Below are 20,784 nucleotides of genomic sequence, written 5' to 3' on the forward strand. Positions count from 1 at the left end.
TGTGATCTTATTATTCTACACGTTCACCATGTTGACTTAAGTCTAGACCCATACGTTCGTCATCAGCTTCAACACGGATGCCAATCACTAGATCAATCACTTTCAAGATAATGAATGTCATCACAGCTGAGTAAGCAATTGTCGCTAGTACACCTTCGACTTGAACCCATAATTGATGCATTAAGTTACTCGGTGCATTGTCACCCATGATGAATTCGCTGGCAAAGAATGCTGTAAGGATCGCACCCACGATACCACCGACACCATGTAGACCAAACGCATCCAAAGAGTCATCCGCTTTCAAGGCACGTTTCAGCGCAGTAATACCCCAGAAGCAAACCACACCACCAATCAGACCCATCGCTAAAGCGCCGCCAACTGTTACGAAACCTGCCGCAGGTGTAATCACCACAAGACCTGCTACTGCACCAGAAGCACCACCCAAAACAGACGCTTTACCACGAACCACTTTTTCAGTAATTAACCATGCCACTGCTGCTGCCGCTGCTGCAACTTGTGTTACCACCAATGCATAACCAGCCGAACCATTTGCACCCAGTGCAGAACCACCGTTGAAACCAAACCAACCTACCCATACAAGGCTTGCACCGATGACGGTTAAAGTTAGGTTATGTGGCGCCATAGATTCACGGCCAAGCCCCATACGTTTACCAAGCATGTACGCTGCAACGAGACCCGCAACACCCGAGTTGATGTGAACTACTGTACCACCCGCAAAATCAAGCGCACCGTCGTTACCTAACCAACCACCGCCCCATACCCAGTGAGTAATTGGTGCATAAACCACGACACTCCAAATTGCGATGAACGCAACAAAAGCACCGAATTTCATACGTTCTGCAATCGAACCACTAATAATGGCAACGGTAATAATGGCAAATGTCATTTGGAAAATAACAAAAAGAATCTCTGGAATCGTACCCGTCAACGCTTCTGTAGTGATACCCGACAACATAAATTTGTCTAAGCTACCGATAAAGGCATTGCCTTCACCAAATGCTAAGGTATAACCCACAATCACCCACGTTAAACTCACGACACCTGCCGCAACGAAACTGTGTGCCATGGTGCTGAGTACATTTTTCTTACGGACCATACCGCCGTAAAACAATGCTAAACCGGGAATTGTCATAAGTAGAACAAGTGCAGTGGATACTAAAATCCATGCTGTATCACCTGTATCGAGCTTAGGTTCTTCTTCTGTAGGTGCTGGTTCCGCAGGTGCTGGCGCTGCTTCAACTGGAACTGCAGCTTCTGTTGTATTTAGCGTTGTTGTATTTGCAGTATCAACTACTGTGACTTCTTCTGTAGGTGCTGTTGCGCTTTCTTCAGCCCACGCAACAGAACCACCTAAAAGTGCACTGGACAAGCCGAGTGCAATTAGCATTTTTTTCATTCGTATCCCCCGACCTGATTTTCTGAGTTATTAGCTACTCAGCAAACTTCATGCCAATTTTTTAAACGGCATCTGCACCTGTTTCACCAGTACGGATACGGATGACTTGTTCCAGATTGCTTACAAAAATTTTACCGTCGCCAATTTTTCCTGTGCTTGCAACACGAGTAATTGATTCAATTACGGTATCGACCATTTCATCACTGATTGCGATTTCGATTTTTACTTTTGGTAAGAAATCAACCACATATTCAGCACCACGATAAAGTTCAGTGTGACCTTTCTGGCGACCGAAGCCTTTAACTTCAGTGACAGTGATCCCTTGAACACCATTTTCAGAGAGTGCTTCACGCACGTCATCTAATTTAAAAGGTTTTACAATTGCAGTTACGAGCTTCATGTTTTGTTTTCCTTCGGCTTATTTCACCTGTAAGGTTTTATGTTCAATTTTCATGCCAATATGACTACAGTCGGGGGAAAATAGTCAGCCCAGCATGAGATTTCTTTATAACCTATTTTATACGGATAATCTTGCGTATGCTTATAAAAATAGACGTTTTTACTAGAAGAATTACGATTTTACTGATCGATTAAACGCATATTTAAATAAAAGCACTATGGTCATGAATGTGGCGATGTTAAACTGCTGCCACCAATTCACTGAGGATGGTCAAAACAATGATTGAAACCTTATTACAAGCGATATTAGAACAAATCGATCAGCCGAAAAAAGACGTCGAACATAATCTTCGCAGCTTACTCAATGAAGCTGTGAGCAAAATGGATCTCGTGTCGAAAGAAGAAATCGAACGCCAACGTACTGCACTGAATAATGCCAATTTACGTTTAAATGAATTGTTGAAACACGTCGAAGAACTCGAACAAAAAATTCAGAACAAAAAATAAGCACCTTTTTAGTGCAACAAAAGACGCATAACGATTAAAAATAATGCACCATAACGGAACAATAATATGTCTTTTGCCAAAATCTATACTCGGGGTTTGCTCGGCTTAAATGCACCCCAAATTGAAGTTGAAGTTCATGTCAGCCAAGGCCTACCGTCATTGACCATTGTGGGCCTACCTGAGGCCGCCGTCCGTGAAAGTAAAGACCGTGTCCGCTCTGCGATTATTAATAGCGGCTTTCAGTTTCCGACCAAACGTCTGACCATTAATCTAGCACCCGCAGATTTACCCAAAGATGGTTCACGTTTAGATCTCGCCATTGCTTTAGGGATTCTGATCGCGTCGGGACAACTTCCTGAAAATGCAGCAGATGGTTTTGAATTTATTGGAGAATTGGCACTTGATGGTTATTTACGACCTGTCAGTGGCATCTTAAGTATAGCCATTGCCTGTCAGCATATCGGGCATCATCTGATTCTACCGGCACTCAATGCCGATGAAGCGGCGCAACTGCCGGAGTTCCAAGTCTTTCCTGCTCAGCATCTTAAGGATGTATGTGAACATTTGAGTCGTTCAGCCTTAATCAGCAGCCACCCCTCGACATCGTCAGCCAATCAACACAGTTATCCCTTTGATTTATCTGATGTGAAAGGTCAACTCAGACCACGTCGTGCTTTAGAAATTGCGGCTGCAGGCGGTCACTCCCTACTATTTCGTGGCCCTCCGGGCACAGGCAAAACTCTACTCGCCTCGCGTTTAGCCAGCATTCTGCCCCCCTTAGATATGCAAGAAAATTTGCAAGTCGCCAGTATTTATTCCATTGCAGGTGCAAATCATCATTTTGGGCAGCGTCCATTTCGTGCGCCGCACCATACTGCGTCTGCAATCGCCCTCGTCGGTGGAGGATCAAATCCTAAACCGGGTGAAATCACCTTGGCACATTTAGGAGTTTTATTTTTAGATGAGCTGCCTGAATTTGATCGAAAGGTTTTGGAGGTGTTACGGCAACCACTCGAATCCAAAGAAATTGTGATTTCACGGGCTTCTCGTCAAATCACCTTCCCTGCGAATTTTCAATTGATCGCAGCAATGAATCCTTGCCCATGTGGCTATGCCTTTAACCAAGACAGCCGTTGTCAATGTAGTGCTGAAAGTATTAAACGCTATCAAAACCGTATTTCAGGTCCATTATTAGATCGTATTGATTTACATATAGATGTCCCGCCACTGGCAGCGCATGAATTACAAAGTTCGCAAGAGGTTGAAAGTTCAAGTACAGTTAGGCATCGTGTCATTCAAGCTTATGAGTTACAAATAGAGCGTCAGCAAAAATCCAATATGGCGCTCACGCCGACGCAATTGGAGCAACAAGCGGTTTTGGATGCTACTGCGCAGAATATTTTACAGTTAGCACAGCAACGAATGAATTTATCTGCGCGTGCTTATCATCGCGTATTACGTGTTGCCAGAACCATTGCCGACTTAGCTCAAAGTGAACACATTCAAGCTCAGCACGTTTCTGAAGCACTGTCCTATCGAAGCCAGCTCAATACTTAAAAAAATGGCGACCCTAGGTCGCCATTTTTAATGCTTTTTAACATTAGAATTCGTATTTCAAACCAAATACGACTTTATTCTTTTGTTTTTCATCCGCACGGTCATAACCACCAACTGTGTAATTCATGCTTGCGGTAACACCTGTATCTGCTAAAGGCTTGCTTAGACCAATATCAAAGTGACGGAAACCAAAGCTTTCTGTTGTTCCTAAATTATCTTCAAAATCACCTGAATCTTGATATGCATATAAACCAAGCGCGGTATCTAGACTGAAGTCTTTAGGAAGTGCATAGCTATATGATGCTTTGATATAAGTATCACCTGCATTACCCCATGAAACATCTTCAAGCAAAGTTTGCGCTGTTAAGCCAAAATCTTTATAGCTTAGCCCAAGCATTGTTTCTAAACCGTTTGCATCACTTGTATCAATATCATAGTAATAGTAGTAAGTTAGGCCTGCTGTGTAACCAAGATCATCATTAATTGAACCGTTATAGCCCGCATAAAAATCATTTTCAAAACCATTCGGTAGGTCATCACCATAGTTTAATGTTGAACCCCACCAACCTGCATAGAAGCCTGATGCATGGCTATAATCCAAACCACCTTGGATTGTCGCATCTTTATTTTCAGGCACATTGGTAATACCACGTAAATTATAGCTAGACAGTACGCCGATATTTCCAGATACAGAATGCTCTGAAGCAGGTGCTTCAGCAAATGTAAACGTCGATGCTGCTCCAAGTACAGCGATTGATAAAGCTTTAAGTGCAAATTTCATGGTTTATTCCCCCACATCGTGCGACGACGTATTTTTTGGTTATTTCGTTGAACTCAATGAGGTATTAGCAAGCGCTGTGCCATGTTTAAAAATATACACATATTTTTTTTATAAAGGTCACGATTTTGGCTTTCATAAAACATATAAGATACTGTTTTTATTTGTTATTTTTTAATTACTCTATTTAACTATTTTTCTCTAAATTTTTTTTTAGAATGCAGATTGTCAACTATTCAGATTATTTAAATCCTTAGGTTGATAGTTGTAACAGGATTTTAAAAATGCGCTTTTTTGAGTATATTTTTTCAACACCGATCTCAAAAATGCATAAAAAAAGTGCACAATCACCATTGTGCACTTTCAAAAATATGACCGAATACGATCAACTCGTTAATGTTAGAAAGAATAGGTCAATCCAACCACAACGTTATCGTCTAATTCCTCGCCTTCACGATCTTTACCGCCCCATACATAGTCAGCAGCAATTTCAAATCCAGTATCTGCAATCGGTTTACTTAAGCCCAAACGTGCTTCAGTGAATACTACATCTTCTGTGGTTGTTAATAGGCTGTCATCGTGACTGTCATTAAAAACAGAAACGCCGAGCGATGAATTTAATGAAACATCATACGGTAATGCATAGCTATAAGTAGCGTTCAGATATACATCGCCTGCGTTGCCATAATTAACATCAGACAACAATACAGCCGTGCCTACTGTTAAATCTTTATAACTTATGTCCTGAATAAATTCGACGCCTGTCGTGCGACGCTTTTCAGATCGGTCGTCGTTATACACTGAACCGCCACCTTGATAGACATAGGCCATCACTTGTGACTTATAACTCCAATCTTCATTCAGTTCACGTCCATATCCGACATAGAAATCATGTTCAAAACCATGTGACTGACTGTCGTCCGTAGGGTCATAGTTGAGTGTAGAACCCCAATAGCCCGCGAACAGCCCACTGTTGTGTGCATATTCAAGTCCGGCTTGTAATGCCGCTTGATCATTTTCTTCACTCGCACGGTACACATATTTGTTTACCACGCCCAAACTTCCAGACCAATTCCCTTGTGCAGTTGTGGCTTGTTCAGTTTGTTCTGCAAATGCAGGGACTGTACCTAGGGTCACTAAAATACTTAAAATGGCTTTTTTATAAAATTGAATCATGTTTAGTCCCCACATCGGATCGATCGTGGATTGGGTTGAGTAAAATTTAGCGCCGATTTTAATCGATTTTACCGCACTGTATAGCCCCTTTTTTCTTATTTTGATCAATTAAATCATTTAAAAACAAAGGTAAGATTATATAAAATAGTAAAAAATAAGCTTTTGATTCATAAAATATCTTTTATCGTGTTCCAGTCTTTAACAATGATTTAATGTTTTAATTTATATGTATTTATCACGATTATTATCATCTTTTATTGAGCTAGATTTTAAGGAAAACATTTCTGACGACTTCGCTAAAAGTCATTCTCTATTTACAAAAAAACACGCCAACAGTGCTTACTTAGCCTGAACATTGATGCCATGCACCTCAGCAGTTTTTATACTTTTTGATCAAAATACCAATTTAAATTCAGCACAAATTGTCGCGAAGAGTAATGATAAATCAGCAAGTTAAATGAAAGTTTTTACCGTTTTTTATATTTTTTTATGATAAGCAATGAAGAAACTTCTCTTTAGCTTAATATATATTCAATTTAAATAAACTATTTGTTAAACAACAATAACATACGAAACATTTGCTTGTTACAGATTGACCGATGATCTGAATGTTTTCTAACTTTAGTGTAATAAGCGCATTAAAAATAGTGATTTTTTTAAGAAAAAATATACAATCGCACTACATATTAACCAAATTTGCATGAGGCTCTCTCCCAATGCTTAAAGCTCAACAACTAACACTTGCAGTATTAGTAAACGCTGCTCTTATTTCTACTGTTTTTGCTAGCGAACAAAGCGAATCTAAAGGCTTTGTGGAAGATGCCGAAGGCTCTGTATTGTTCCGTACAGGTTACATCAACCGTGACAAAACCAATTACATTGACAATGATACTGGTGCAGTAAAACGAGTAACAGATACCAGCTCAGCTGCTCAGTCTGCGATTGTAAAACTTGAATCTGGTTTTACAAAAGGTATTATCGGTTTTGGTGCCAATGTTACTGGCGATGCTTCATTCAAATTAGGCAGCAATGATAATGCTGGCAATGGCATGATTCCGCTTCATAACGGCGGAGCTAAAGATGCAAATGGTGATGTAGACGCCTATAACCATTGGGCGCGTGGCGGAGCTAGCGTTAAAGCACGAGTATCAAATACAACTGTTGAATACGGTACCCAAGTTCTAGATCTTCCTGTACTTGCGTCTAATACAGCACGTATGGTTCCAGAATATTTCACTGGTGTTCTTGCGAAAAGCCGTGAAATTGAAAATCTAGAATTGGTTGCTGGTAAATTCACAGAGAATCAATATTCAGATCAAATCAATACTGATGGCCGTCATCTAGATAATGCAATCGTTTGGGGTGCAAAGTACAAATTTAACGATCAGCTTAATGCATCTTACTATGGCTTAGACAGTGAAGATGCGCTTGAACGTCACTACATCAATGCAAACTACACATTGCCTTTAGCTGAAAAACGCTCTTTAAATGTAGACTTCAATGGCTACCATACTGAATGGGACGAGCAAGCTGGAACTTATTCTTCAACAATTGGTAATAAAAATGTTGACGGCCGCAGCAATAGCATCTGGTCTCTTGCAGGTACATTAAACCAAGGCGCTCACTCAGTCATGCTGGCTTACCAACAAAATACAGGCAACACTGGTTATGACTATGGCGAAAATGCTGATGGCGCACAGTCAATCTATGTAGCTAACTCATACTTATCTGACTTTGTGGGGAACCATGAAAAATCGGCACAAGTTCAATATAACTTAAACTTTACTGATTATGGTGTGCCAGGCTTGAACTGGACTTCTGCATTCGTTTATGGCTGGGATATTAAAGTCAACAATTCAGCAAAAGAAGGTCAAGAGCGCGAATTCTTTAACCAAGTGAAATATACTGTTCAATCTGGTTTTGCTAAGGAAGCAAGCTTACGTGTACGTCATTCTTACTACCGCGCAAGTGATAACTACCAAGCTGGTAACTATATCGGTGATACAAACGAATGGCGTTTATTCTTAGACATCCCTGTGAAATTATTTTAATTTCGCAGCTACTCTAAGATAGCGAAAAAAAACCTGCACACTGTGCAGGTTTTTTTTATGAGCATCGATTTCATATAAAAACGATGCTCAGCTTAAAACAATAAATATTATTTGTTCGCAGCTTTGTAAGCTTCAATTGAGCTAAGTACTTCTTGTTTCGCAACATCAGCACCTTCCCAACCACTTAACTTAACCCATTTACCAGGTTCTAAGTCTTTGTAGTGTTGGAAGAAATGTTCAATTTGATTGATCAATAATGCAGGAAGATCTGTATATTCTTGAACATCTTTATAAAGCGGAGTCAATTTGTCGTGTGGAACCGCAACGAGTTTTGCGTCAACACCACCGTCATCTTCCATGTTCAATTTACCAACAGGACGGCAACGAATTACAGAACCTGGCTCTACTGGATGTGGAGTTACCACAAGTACGTCTAGTGGGTCACCATCCAAAGATAATGTATTTGGAACATAACCATAGTTTGCTGGGTAGAACATTGCAGTACCCATGAAACGGTCTACAAATAACGCATCAGAATCTTTATCGATTTCGTATTTGATTGGTGCTGCATTTGCAGGAATTTCAATAATGACATAGATGTCGTTTGGTGCATCTTTACCCGCTGGGATATTGCTGTAGCTCATAGCATCACTCTTTAAACAAGTTAAATCTTTTAATCCGGCACAATTATAACGGTTTTATCGCTTTTTTTGTGATTTTAGCGATCATGCTGATAATTTAATCATCAAGCTGAACATTTAGCTTAATTTAATGACCAATAACATCAGGCAAATTGGGCATAACATCGACAAGGTCCAAATGATTGAACGTAAAGTTGCCCAATTCGCTAAATAACATAGCCCATAAATGACGCGTAAAACGAGATAGGCAATCCCAAAGGTCATGATGTATTGTTGATGAATCACCATGTATTCGGCCATTAGAATAGCCGCAATAAATAAAGGTAAACTTTCAAAACTATTTTGCTGCACTGCATGTGCGCGGCTCGCCAATCCTGTAGAGCGCGCTAAAACTTCACGTGGATTTTGATTATCACTCGACTTAAAACCTGCAGCTCGCTTCGCAATAAATGTAAATACATATGGCAATAAACAAGCGGCCAAAATGAGATAGATGATCCCACTGATGCTGTGCATGTGTTTTTTCTCAGGAAGATTTTTATGGCTGCTATAATACCATGGCATTTCGTGAATAATTTTTGTTAAATATAGTGTTTTTATAATCGGCAGATGAAAGGATCCTCTATGAGCACTTCTGATCAAGATCAATTATTTGAAGTTCTTGAAGAGCAAAAACGCCATCAGCTTCGCGTCGATCGTGTCTTAAAAATTGTCATTCCAGTGACTGCATTTTTACTTGCTGTGATTTGCGCCAACTTAAATGTCTGGTCGACTGTTTTCAGCTTTGTCATCATGTGGATTGCATTCTATGCAGTTTCCATCAAGCAACTTCCCCTTTGGCATTGGGTCATTGTCATTGCCCTATATTGTTTAGTCGACAATATCCTGACCTATGGCAGCTATAACCAATCTGGCTTTAGTCGTCAGTTCGGCGCGATGTTTATTTTCTTAGGTGTTTTTGGTGTAGGACGTCGCTACTTTGATCGCTGGTCGATGAATAAAGGTAAGCTTTAATGAGCTAAATTTAAAGCGATAAAAAAAGCGCCCGAAGGCGCTTTTTTTATGCATCGTATTATGCTGTTTTACGCAAATCTTTACGTAGAATTTTACCGACGTTCGATTTTGGCAATTCATCCATAAATTCAACATAACGTGGGCGTTTATAGCCAGTTAAGTTTTCTTTTGCGAATGCCAAAACTTCTTCAGTCGTTAAAGATGGATCTTTTTTCACAACGAATAATTTAGGTACTTCACCTGATTTTTCATCAGGAACACCAATCGCAGCAACTTCTAGCACTTTTGGATGTTTTGCAACAACTTCTTCAATTTCAGAAGGATAAACGTTGAAGCCAGACACCAAAATCATGTCTTTTTTACGGTCTACAATCTTCACATAACCGCGTGGATCCATGACACCAATGTCACCTGTACGGAAGAAACCGTCCGCCGTCATTACTTTGGCAGTTTCATCTGGACGGTTCCAATAGCCTTTCATGACTTGAGGACCACGAATCGAAATTTCACCTTGCTCACCTTGAGCAACTTCATTGCCATCATCATCTAAAATAGCAACTTCTGTCAGTGGCAATGGAATACCAATCGTACCGCTGAATTCCATTGATGCTGGAGGGTTTGCGGTTGCAACAGGTGAAGTTTCTGATAAACCATAACCTTCGATGATATTGGTACCGGTAACTTTCTTCCACGCTTCTGCAGTCGAAGGAAGCACTGCCATACCACCACCCATCGCCATTTTTAGCTTGCTGTGGTCAAGTTGCTTGAACTCTTCATTGTTCACCAAAGCATTGAACAATGTGTTCACTGCTGGGAAGAATGAAGGTTGGTATTTACGTAATTCTTTCATTACCGCAGGTAGATCACGCGGGTTAGGAATCAATACGTTCGCCTGACCTTTGTACATACCGTAAAGTGCACACACCATAAATGCAAAGATGTGATACAGCGGTAATGCACAGAAGATACGATCATCTGGCTGACCATCTTGCTGACCAAATTTACTTTGGAAAATACCATCACACTGCAACATGTTTGACACAAGGTTACGATGTGTCAATTCTGCGCCCTTAGATACGCCAGTTGTACCACCGGTATACTGAAGTACCGCAGTATCACTTAAAGTTAAGTTTGGACGTTTGTAATTGTTTGCACTCACTTTAGACATTGCTGCATTAAAGCGAATATGACCTGGAATGTTCCAAGCTGGAATTTGTTTACGTACTGAACGTAATACAAAGTTAACCAATGTACCTTTCAGTGTACCGAGCATGTCACCCACAGATGCCACGATCACATGTTTTACTGGGGTTTTACCAATAATCGCTTGGTAAACAGATGCAAAGTTTTCAATGATAACCAATGCCTCTGAACCAGAGTCATTTAATTGATGTTCAAGCTCACGAGAGGTATACAATGGATTCACGTTGACCAATACCAGTCCAGCACGGAATACACCTAATGCAACAACAGGATATTGAAGAACGTTAGGCATCATAACTGCAACGCGTGAACCTTTAGCCAAACCTAAGCTTTGCAAATAGGTTGCAAATTTACGGCTTGCTTCATCAAGTTCTTTAAAAGTTAAGACTTTATCCATGAAGATAAAGGCATCTCTTGAGCCAAACTTCTGAAAATTACGCTCAAAAATATCGACCAATGAGGTATTTTCTGCGGGTAATTCTACAGTTTCTGGAATCCCTGTCTTTTGGTATTCAGCGAACCAAATCTTTTCCATAACGCCCAATTCTCCTGTCGTAATCCTTAATAATCCAACTGTTTTTTTTCAATATTAAGCGGTCATTATTTAACTTGTTTGTGCTTAATATTGCATCCATTTCACGAATAACAGCATATATAACGTATTTCGTTCCATGGATGCTAGTATTATCTTTGAATGAACAGTTTATTTGCTTTTTGATATCCACGTGGTAACAACACGCCTTTCGATGCACGTTTACCCACATATTTTTGCAGATCGTCGCCTTTAAGCTTTAATTGTTGATTTCCTGCAAGCACTTGAATTATTTCATCTAAATTCAAAGTTGTCATGGATACAATTTGATCTTTTGCCTCAAGTTGTATCAATTTATTACCTTTACCCTTATTCAATACTGGTAATTCATCAAGTTCAACCAACAGCAAACGCCCCGCAGAACTGAGGAGTGCAAGATGTGTTGCATTCTCAATCGCCGTTAAATTCATAACTGCCGCCCCTTCGGACAAGCTAAGGAAGGCTTTACCTGCTTTTGCATTGGTATCGAGGTTTTTGGCTTGGGTTTTAAAGCCATAGCCTTTACTACTCATCGCCAAGACTTCTGTTTCATCTTCAGCAATAAACACTTGTTTAAAGCCGACCCCACTTGCAGGTGCAAGTTTAGAACTCAGAGGCTCACCTAAACCACGCGCAGATGGCAAGGTATTGATGCCCAAAGCATAGCTTCGACCGGCATCATCTAATACATACACACGTTGATTCGATTTACCTTGCGCATGGCTGAGATATTGGTCACCTGCACGGAAATTTAAGTTCTCAGCATCGACTTCATGACCTTTCGCCGAGCGAATCCAACCCGCTTCAGACAACACCACAGTCACAGGATCTGCAGGAAGCATATCTTGTTCATTAATCGCATGGGCTTCTGCACGTTTCACAATTGGAGAACGGCGGTCATCACCAAATTTCTTCGCATCTTCTTTCAGTTCATTAATGATCAAGGCTTTTAATGATTCAGGATTCGCCAATTGTTCACGAATAATGGCAGCTTTGGCTTCCAGTTCTTCTTGTTCACGGCGCATTTCCATTTCTTCAAGTTTTGCCAAATGACGTAACTTGAGTTCTAAAATGGCTTCGGCTTGAATTTCATCGATATTAAAATGCGTCATTAACACCGGTTTAGGCTGATCTTCTTCGCGAATAATACGAATCACTTCATCAATATTCAGATAGGCAATGATCAAGCCTGCAAGTATATGTAACCGTTTTTCAATTTTATTCAGATGATAAGTCAAACGACGTGTCACGGTATTTTTACGGATTTCGATCCATTCCAACAAAATACGGCGGATCGATTTCACTTGCGGACGACCGTCAGCGCCAATCATGTTCATATTGACACGATAGCTCGACTCTAAGTCAGTGGTTGCAAATAAATGACTCATCACCGATTCAGCATCAATACGATTCGAGCGCAGGACAATCACTAAACGTGTTGGGTTTTTATGATCTGACTCATCACGTAAGTCCGTGACCAATGGCAACTTCTTCGCCTGCATTTGATCTGCAATCTGCGTGATCACTTTTGAGCCTGAAACCTGATACGGCAGCTCCGTAATCACGATTTCATTTTTCTCAATGCTGTACACCGCACGAGTTCGATAACTACCGCGACCCGTGGTTTGTATTTTGAGTAATTCTTCTGGAGAGGTAATAATTTCCGCACGTGTAGGCAAATCAGGTGCAGGAATATATTCTGCGACTTTCTCATCAGTTAAGTTTGGATTGCGAATTAAGGCGATGGTGCCCTTCACCACTTCACGTAAGTTATGCGGTGGAATATCCGTTGCCATACCCACTGCAATACCCGTTGTGCCGTTGAGTAAAATATTTGGAACACGTGCCGGTAAATTCACTGGCTCTTTCATCGAACCATCAAAGTTATCCTGCCAATCACAGGTTCCTTGTCCTAACTCAGACAATAATAAATCACTATAAGCAGACAGTTTTGCTTCGGTATAACGCATCGCTGCGAAGGATTTCGGATCATCTGGTGAACCCCAGTTTCCCTGACCTTCAATAAATGGATAGCGATAACTAAACGGCTGCGCCATGAGTACCATAGCTTCATAACAAGCTAAGTCACCGTGAGGATGGTATTTACCCAGTACATCACCAACCGTACGTGCAGATTTTTTTGGCTTACCCGTTGGCTTTAACCCGAGTTCACTCATCGCATAGACGATACGACGCTGAACGGGTTTTAGACCATCACTGATATGTGGCAATGCACGATCCATAATCACGTACATGGCGTAGTTGAGATATGCTTGTTCGGTAAATTCTGCTACGGAACGGTTTTCTGTCGCATGATGCGCAAGGCTTGTCATAACAACCTGTAATCCTAAATTGTTCGTTCTTTATTGGGTTCTTATGCTATGTCGCAGGTGTCCCCTATACAAGGGGATGATCTAACACTCTGCGACAAATTGTGTCTTATGGCGTAAAAATATCCATTTTATTCACCATGATCAACTAAAAATTCAACAGTCTTTATAGACCGATGGATTCTAAAGTTTTGCCCTTGGTTTCTTCACCTAAAACCAGAATCACCACGGCAACGGCAATTAAGACTGCAGTAAACATCATAAAGACATAGCTAAAACCATGATCCATATCCATCATATGTGTCACAGCAAAAGGCGCGGCAATGCCCCCGATCCGACCAATGGCACCCGCCCAGCCCGAACCAAAGGCACGAATATTGGCCGGATATTGTTCTGGTGTATAGGTATAAAGTACGCCCCATGCACCGAGATTAAAGAAGGACATTAAACAGCCCCAGATCACGATCTCTGTCACACTGCCAGACTGTCCGAAGAAATATGCCGAAATGGCACACATCCCAATGAAGCCCGCCAAAGTAGCTTTACGACCCAATTTTTCGACCAACCATGCCGCTGCAATATAACCTGGCAATTGTGCCAAAATCATGACCAAGACATATTCAAAGGATTGAACAATGGTGTAGCCTTCTTTGACCAATAAACTTGGTAACCACGTAAAAATGCCATAGTAAGAAAAGACGATACCGAACCAAATGAGCCACAGCATTAAAGTACGACGTGCAAAAATGCCTGACCACAACTGTGAAAAACTGATGTCATGTTTTTCTGCAACCGGTTTGACCTCAAAAATTTCAACAACTTCTACACCACATTTGGCTTCAATCTTTTTCACCAATGCATGCGCTTCATCAAAACGTCCACGGTTGATTAAATAAGGCACCGATTCGGGCACCATTTTCCAAATCACGATTGCATATAACGCAGGAATACCGCCAATCAGGAACGCTGCATGCCAACCAAAATCCGGAATAATAAAGCGTGAGACCAGCGCTGCAACCAACCAGCCCAGTCCCCAAAAACTTTCTAGTAAGACAATAAAACGACCACGCACTTGCGCCGGAATATATTCACTGACCAAAGTCACCGCGACTGGGAGTTGCCCCCCTAAACCTAAGCCGACAATAAAACGAAATACCAACAACCAAGTTAGATTAGGTGCAAACGCACATGCAGCAGTAGCTAAGCTATAAATCACCAATGTCCATGCAAAGACTGTTTTTCTGCCGAAGCGATCTGCCAGTCCACCAGAAAACACTGCGCCGATCGCCATCCCAACAAAACCAATCGAGACCACCCAACTTTTATCATTTGGCGTCATGGCCCAATCTTCAGCCATTTTCGCTAAGATAAAGGAAATGAGTCCCGTATCCATGGCATCAAACATCCAGCCAAGGCCAATAACCCAAAGTAAAGTGTAGTGAAACTTACCGATGGGTAAGCGTTGTATACGTGAGACTAAGTCCATAACAAGATCTCTGAACTGGTGGAAGGATGAACACTGCTTTCCCAACAGGATGTATGATTTTGCGTTTTTTAGTATAGATCCATGCAAAAGACCGACCATTGATCCGTCTTTTTAGCATTTTAATGTGATGTTATAGCAACGCGGCTACGACAAATCTTTTGAAGATACTGACTGATCATCATCATCTTTATAAATAAATTTAGGCATTTCTAAGCCAAAGTAAATGGCGATCAGACGTAAGGTGAAACCGAAAATGAGCGTCGCAATGACGGTCAATTCTAGCGATAAGCCAATCTCAATGCAGAGCCAATAACAAATCACGGACACAAAAGAAATACTGGCATAAAGTTCACGACGGAACACCAGCGGGACATCGTTACATAGAATGTCTCGTAAAATACCGCCAGAGACACCAGTTAGTACCCCTGCTACCGCAGAAACCACAAAACCATGTCCCATTTCTAAAGCGATTTGACAGCCAATAATGGTAAAACCAATGAGACCCAAGGCATCGAGAACCAAGAAGATATTACGCAGATGACGCATCCACTTTGCAATCAGGATGGTGACAAATGCAGCAAAGCAGGTCAGCATGAGATATTCAGGATGCTTAACCCACGTCAGTGGATAGTGCCCAAGTAGCACATCACGAACCGAACCGCCCCCCAGTGCCGTGACACAGGCAATCAATGTTACCCCAAACCAGTCCATACTCCGCCGACCCGCAGACAATGCACCTGTCATTGCTTCTGCCGTGATTGCGATAATATAAATAACGGTAAGTAACATCGCCCTTCTTCCACTGAGGGTTGAGATGCGCGCTATTCTAAGCTAAATCTGCTCAAATGTTATAAAAATTGCGCACAACATTGTTTAAATTTTCGTCCAGAACCACAAATACAGGGTTGCTTCATGGTGATTTTCATCTCTGTGGTCGGATCAAGGAAATACCAGCGCTGCTCGAACTTCACAAAGTGTGAAATTTCATGATGTACCTGCGCTTGCTGCCCATCGTGATAATGGGCTTTAAATTCAACTTGAGCATGGTTTTTATCGAGTTTTTCTTGGGCTTGGACAACCTCAAGCTTTAACCATTGATTGACCTGACTCCACGCTGCAATGGCACTGACATCTAAGGCTTGCTGCTGTCCAAGCGCAGTTGTTTGTACAATATAATCAATCTCATGCTGTGCAAAAGCACTATAACGTGAACGCATCAACTGCTCTGCGCTCTGTGCATTTTCACGCCCCGCATGTAAGGGCTGACAACAGTTGGCATACTCACCTTTGCCACATGGACATTGGACTTGTGACATGTTTGTTTCCATAAAAAAATAGCCTGACAATGCAGGCTATTTTAACGGATCTTTCCACACAATTTTCATCAGTAGATCCGTATCGATTCAAATAAAAGAATGATACACGGTAAGGTCATCCGCAAGTGTTTGAGACAGGACTACTTCTAATCAAAAATGTTTTTGCAATGCTTTGAATAATTTGACGGTAGTGAACGAGTTTTGCGGATGACAATGGTTTTGGGTACTTTTGCCGAAACAAAAGTACCTCCAGCCGAAGGCTAATCCCTTTATTTAAACCCTAGATGTAAGACTCCGTCGAATAGACTTAAAAATCATTTTAAAAATGCGTAATTACTTTTACGTGCGTAACATCAGTGATCTATATAGATTACCCCCCGATACGCAACTTAATCTTCAGTTGGCATGGGAATGACATGCACTTTTTCAATCTTATGACCATCCATCGTAACCACTTCAAAAATGTGTTCATCCGCTTTGAATTTTTCACCATTGGCTGGTAAACGGCCCAAATGAAATAAGATATATCCGGACAATGTCGAATACTGTTCAGCATCATCCACCAAGTCACGACCCAGCAATAAAGACACATGACGAATGTCGGTTGAGCCATCGAGTAACAATGAACCATCATCGAGACTTTCTGCTGCTGTCTCTGGTTCATCTTCATCGGGAAACTCACCAGCAATCGCTTCTAAGACATCAATTGGTGTTGCAATCCCTTCAATTGAACCGTATTCGTTCAACACCAAGGCCATTTGCAACGGCGCTTGACGCAGTTGTTCCATCACCATCAAGACTTGTGCATTTTCATGCACCACTACAGGCTCACGGAGATGCTTTTCAAAATCAAGTACGCCTGTTTCAATATAGTCATTCATGACTTTATGAGTCAGTACCGCACCCGCGATATTGTCTAACTCGCCGTGTGCCACAATCAAACGTGAATGCGTGGTACTGAGTAATTGAGCACGAATCGCCTCAGGCGCTTCATCCAAGTCAATCCATTCTAGTTCAGGACGAGGTGTCATCACTGACTTCACTGGACGTTCAGATAAACCCAGTACCCCTTGTACCATGACACTGTGGTAAACCCCGTTGTCTTCATCAAAGACTTCATCGGCAAAGGCACGTGTTGCAAGCACATCTTCATTTTCATTTTGATTGTCTGCAACATTTTTCCCACCGAGCATACGCATCACAGCTGAGGCTGTGCGATAACGTAAGTCTGTGGTTGTCACCATTTTTTCTTGATTATGACGCATGGTTTGGTTCAAGAACTCAATCATGACAGAGAAACCAATGGCCGCGTATAAGTAACCTTTTGGAATATGGAAACCAAAGCCTTCGACTAAGAGCGAGAAACCGATCATCATCAAGAAACACAGACACAGAATCACCACCGTTGGGTGACGGTTCACGAAGTTCATCAGCGGCTTAGATGCCCACAGCATAATGCCGACAGCAATAATGACCGCAATCATCATGACAGAAAGGTGTTTCACTATCCCGACAGCGGTAATCACGCTGTCGAGCGAGAACACGGCATCAAGCACCACAATCTGCACAATCACCATCCAAAACGTCGCATGCACAGGATTTTCTTCCTTTAGCATGGGCTTGTTTTCAAGACGTTCACGCAGTTCCATGGTGCCTTTAAACAGTAAGAACACCCCACCAAACAGTAAAATTAGATCTCGACCGGAAAATGGATGGTCGAAAATATGGAACAGTGGGTTGGTTAGAGTCACCACCCATGCAATCGAGGCCAGTAAGACCAATCGCATACACAGTGCAAGCAATAAGCCGACAATCCGTGCGGTATTACGCTGTTCTGGCGGTAATTTTTCCGCAAGAATCGCAATAAAAACCAGGTTATCGATACCTAAAACAATCTCAAGCACCACCAGTGTCAATAAACCCACCCATGCAGATGGGTCGGACATCCATTCAAAGATCATAATTGTATCTCCTGAATGTTATTCACACGTGGATCATGCTGATTTGAAGATGAAATGCATTGGACATGCGCAAACGCTTTTAATGGCGTTCTTTCTAATATTTTGATGTGTGCTGAGTGACAACAACCACTACCCATGACGGTTCTTTAGCTTAAAATGAAGTTTTAAGTATAGCAAGTTAAGGTAAAAATTCACCCTTTTTTACCAAAGTACAATCTCTGTATGGAAGAATTTAAACCCAATGATGACATTAAATTGTCATATTTAGCTGCCAATGTAGTGTCATAAAAAATAACATGCTAAGGTAAAATTAAAACGTAATGAATAGCGGATTAAAAATGACAGAAAAACGTGGTAATCCTTCTCCTGCTACAACACAACCTTTAATCGCACTGTATTGCGGCTCCCGCTCTGGTAACAATCCAATTTATCAAGAAAAAGCCATCGCATTAGCGCAAGGCTTGGCTGAACATGGTTTTGGTCTGGTCTATGGTGGCGCCAGTATTGGCCTGATGGGTCAAGTTGCTGACGCTGTGGTCGATCATGGCGGCGAAGCTGTGGGTGTGATTCCTGAGTTTATGTTGGATTATGAAATTGCACATAATCATTTGACTGAATTACACGTCGTACGCAGTATGCATGAGCGTAAAGCCATGATGGCAGAACGTGCAAGTGCCTTTGTTGCTCTGCCCGGTGGTCTCGGTACATTCGAAGAAATTTTAGAAATCGCCACTTGGGGACAGTTGAATCAACACCAAAAACCGATGATGCTTTATAACGTCAATGGCTTCTATGATGCACTAATTGCACAATTAGACCATGCGGTCGCTGAAGGTTTCTTGCCGCCGCAGCATCGTGCCAAACTGATCGTATGTAATTCTTCGAAGCAGATCTTTAGCGCACTGAAAAATTTAGATTGCCCGAAAAATTTCGTGGTCTAACTGTATTTTAGATGTCAAAAAGGGGAATAAAGTATTCCCCTTTTTTTATTGCTCGATGTTACTTCAAATCAAGATCGTGTCGACTTAACCTGACACCACACGATAGAACCATGGCAAGGTTGTCGCTAAGAAAATACTCATCAACAAACCAAGCATCAATTTCATCGCATCTTTGCTGACATTTCGTGAAGTTCGATATTTATTCACTTCATGTAAATGCATGGACATGGCAAATTCACGTCCTGCGAGTAAGCCCAAGAACACCCAAGTGGTACTCATTGGAATATTACTCCACTCTTTGAACACCAATAAAATCAAGGCATACATAAAGTCGATAATGGTTGCCGAGCGGATATCAGCCACACCTGTTTTGGTGTCGATAATGCCCTGAATCGCCCCACCACGTTGGTACAAAATGATCCCAAGCAGTACGATAAACACCACAATTGCAAAAATCAGGAACTCCAGCGGCACCTGACGAGGGACGTAGACAAAAATATTGGCCAAATCCTGAATCAGCCACTGACTCCATAAAAATGCCGTCGAAACCCACTGTAGTCCCACCCAAATATTCGAGGGGGTTTCATCACGTGTTTTACTGAAATAAACCGAGATGCCTTTAATCACAAAACGATAAACAATAATCGCGACAACAAAAGCTACCGCATAACCCATCATCGACTTAGTTAACATCGACCCAAGACTACTCGGAGAGAAAATCGTTAACACTAAGAATGTGGTGCTGACCGGAATTCCGTAGCGAGTCAAAATGATCAGTAAGATCGGTGGCACAATATAGAGCCACGTGACCCCTTCTGCGGGAAATGGAATCGTTTCTAAACGACCATAAGATGCATCCCCCACACCAGAACTGTACCAACCATAAACCAATACAATGGCTAAAATACTGCTGACATAGATCCACAACAGCCACCAAGGGCGATGCGCATTGGATGAAATAAAGGTTCCCAATGTCTGTGGCACATCATTACCGACAATAGAATAGGCCGCGAGACAGAAGCCTATGACCATCAGAATTTCGATTGTCATGAAAACAAAACACCTTTGCCATAAAGAAAAAGCCCTCCAATAAATGAAGGACTTGAGCGCATTATGACAGTTTATCTGGCGTTCATACAATTTTGTGCCGTGCTTTTCTCGACATTAAAATAAAAATTTAGATAAAACAACAATTTAAAATTTAATTATTTCAATTTAATCTGATAAACCGCAGTGCTACCGTTCACTTCATTTCCAACCACCAACAAAGGTTGAGCATTGGGCGAATCTTTGGCGGCAATAAAAATCAGACCTTCAGGTCCCACATCGCCTTGTTTAACCACATCAGTGCCGAAATTTGTAGTTTCATGTTTTCATTCGTCTTTTATTAAAATATGACCAAGTTATAAACATTAGGTTGCATAGAGATGAAACTT

Annotated in this window: 19 protein-coding genes; 5 read left to right on the plus strand and 14 right to left on the minus strand. The window is 41.5% G+C overall.

Features of this window, described 5'->3' with window-relative positions:
- Window positions 1-10 precede the first annotated feature (10 nt).
- Window positions 11-1,417 (minus strand): ammonium transporter, encoded by a 1,407-nt coding sequence (locus tag FTT76_RS13815; protein ID WP_180008071.1) that lies wholly within the window; start codon window positions 1,415-1,417, stop codon window positions 11-13.
- 61 nt (window positions 1,418-1,478) lie between these two features.
- A complete protein-coding gene (glnK, locus tag FTT76_RS13820) occupies window positions 1,479-1,817 on the minus strand; it encodes a P-II family nitrogen regulator (RefSeq protein ID WP_067763174.1) in 339 nt (112 codons plus the stop codon).
- 278 nt (window positions 1,818-2,095) lie between these two features.
- Between glnK and FTT76_RS13825 the strand changes: the two genes are divergently transcribed.
- Window positions 2,096-2,323, plus strand: a complete 228-nt coding sequence (locus FTT76_RS13825) for an accessory factor UbiK family protein (protein WP_078189551.1) — start codon at window positions 2,096-2,098, stop codon at window positions 2,321-2,323.
- A 66-nt stretch (window positions 2,324-2,389) separates the two neighbouring features.
- On the plus strand, window positions 2,390-3,880 hold the full coding sequence (locus FTT76_RS13830) for a YifB family Mg chelatase-like AAA ATPase (RefSeq protein ID WP_180039915.1): 1,491 nt from the start codon (window positions 2,390-2,392) through the stop codon (window positions 3,878-3,880).
- 43 nt (window positions 3,881-3,923) lie between these two features.
- On the opposite strand, the gene FTT76_RS13835 is transcribed toward FTT76_RS13830, so the two are convergent.
- Complete coding sequence (locus FTT76_RS13835) at window positions 3,924-4,661, minus strand: TorF family putative porin (protein ID WP_180008086.1); 738 nt, start codon at window positions 4,659-4,661, stop codon at window positions 3,924-3,926.
- A 396-nt stretch (window positions 4,662-5,057) separates the two neighbouring features.
- On the minus strand, window positions 5,058-5,834 hold the full coding sequence (locus FTT76_RS13840) for a TorF family putative porin (protein WP_180109418.1): 777 nt from the start codon (window positions 5,832-5,834) through the stop codon (window positions 5,058-5,060).
- Between the two features lie 716 nt (window positions 5,835-6,550).
- Here FTT76_RS13840 and FTT76_RS13845 point away from each other — a divergent pair.
- The gene (locus FTT76_RS13845; RefSeq protein WP_180109417.1) at window positions 6,551-7,885 is read left to right on the plus strand and encodes an OprD family outer membrane porin; all 1,335 of its coding nucleotides are present in this window, start codon (window positions 6,551-6,553) and stop codon (window positions 7,883-7,885) included.
- 107 nt (window positions 7,886-7,992) lie between these two features.
- On the opposite strand, the gene ppa is transcribed toward FTT76_RS13845, so the two are convergent.
- Together ppa and FTT76_RS13855 are read right to left on the minus strand one after the other, a co-directional pair.
- Complete coding sequence (ppa, locus tag FTT76_RS13850; RefSeq protein ID WP_078189469.1) at window positions 7,993-8,529, minus strand: inorganic diphosphatase; 537 nt, start codon at window positions 8,527-8,529, stop codon at window positions 7,993-7,995.
- A gap of 114 nt (window positions 8,530-8,643) precedes the next feature.
- Window positions 8,644-9,042, minus strand: a complete 399-nt coding sequence (locus FTT76_RS13855) for an MAPEG family protein (RefSeq protein ID WP_078189470.1) — start codon at window positions 9,040-9,042, stop codon at window positions 8,644-8,646.
- Between the two features lie 108 nt (window positions 9,043-9,150).
- Between FTT76_RS13855 and FTT76_RS13860 the strand changes: the two genes are divergently transcribed.
- Window positions 9,151-9,540: a hypothetical protein gene (locus tag FTT76_RS13860; RefSeq protein ID WP_078189471.1), complete on the plus strand. Its 390-nt coding sequence runs from the start codon at window positions 9,151-9,153 to the stop codon at window positions 9,538-9,540.
- Between the two features lie 58 nt (window positions 9,541-9,598).
- On the opposite strand, the gene FTT76_RS13865 is transcribed toward FTT76_RS13860, so the two are convergent.
- The 6 genes from FTT76_RS13865 to FTT76_RS13890 form a co-directional block, all read right to left on the minus strand.
- The gene (locus tag FTT76_RS13865) at window positions 9,599-11,278 is read right to left on the minus strand and encodes a long-chain-fatty-acid--CoA ligase (protein WP_180024224.1); all 1,680 of its coding nucleotides are present in this window, start codon (window positions 11,276-11,278) and stop codon (window positions 9,599-9,601) included.
- 149 nt (window positions 11,279-11,427) lie between these two features.
- Window positions 11,428-13,647, minus strand: coding sequence for a DNA topoisomerase IV subunit A (parC, locus tag FTT76_RS13870; protein ID WP_180005204.1), 2,220 nt, complete (start codon window positions 13,645-13,647; stop codon window positions 11,428-11,430).
- 163 nt (window positions 13,648-13,810) lie between these two features.
- A complete protein-coding gene (locus FTT76_RS13875; protein ID WP_180190578.1) occupies window positions 13,811-15,130 on the minus strand; it encodes an MFS transporter in 1,320 nt (439 codons plus the stop codon).
- A 144-nt stretch (window positions 15,131-15,274) separates the two neighbouring features.
- A complete protein-coding gene (locus tag FTT76_RS13880; protein WP_078189475.1) occupies window positions 15,275-15,919 on the minus strand; it encodes a trimeric intracellular cation channel family protein in 645 nt (214 codons plus the stop codon).
- 59 nt (window positions 15,920-15,978) lie between these two features.
- Window positions 15,979-16,446: a YchJ family protein gene (locus tag FTT76_RS13885; protein ID WP_180010708.1), complete on the minus strand. Its 468-nt coding sequence runs from the start codon at window positions 16,444-16,446 to the stop codon at window positions 15,979-15,981.
- A 389-nt stretch (window positions 16,447-16,835) separates the two neighbouring features.
- A complete protein-coding gene (locus tag FTT76_RS13890) occupies window positions 16,836-18,407 on the minus strand; it encodes a TerC family protein (RefSeq protein ID WP_180008095.1) in 1,572 nt (523 codons plus the stop codon).
- Between the two features lie 320 nt (window positions 18,408-18,727).
- Here FTT76_RS13890 and FTT76_RS13895 point away from each other — a divergent pair, with 320 nt between their 5' ends.
- Window positions 18,728-19,348: a TIGR00730 family Rossman fold protein gene (locus tag FTT76_RS13895; protein ID WP_078192607.1), complete on the plus strand. Its 621-nt coding sequence runs from the start codon at window positions 18,728-18,730 to the stop codon at window positions 19,346-19,348.
- Between the two features lie 84 nt (window positions 19,349-19,432).
- Here the strand turns inward: FTT76_RS13895 and FTT76_RS13900 are convergent, their stop codons facing one another.
- Together FTT76_RS13900 and FTT76_RS13905 are read right to left on the minus strand one after the other, a co-directional pair.
- Window positions 19,433-20,398: a hypothetical protein gene (locus FTT76_RS13900; RefSeq protein WP_078189479.1), complete on the minus strand. Its 966-nt coding sequence runs from the start codon at window positions 20,396-20,398 to the stop codon at window positions 19,433-19,435.
- A 155-nt stretch (window positions 20,399-20,553) separates the two neighbouring features.
- Window positions 20,554-20,691 (minus strand): hypothetical protein, encoded by a 138-nt coding sequence (locus FTT76_RS13905; RefSeq protein ID WP_180008096.1) that lies wholly within the window; start codon window positions 20,689-20,691, stop codon window positions 20,554-20,556.
- Window positions 20,692-20,784 lie beyond the last annotated feature (93 nt).

The sequence above is a fragment of the Acinetobacter sp. YH01009 genome (assembly GCF_013420765.1).
GTDB lineage: Bacteria > Pseudomonadota > Gammaproteobacteria > Pseudomonadales > Moraxellaceae > Acinetobacter > Acinetobacter amyesii.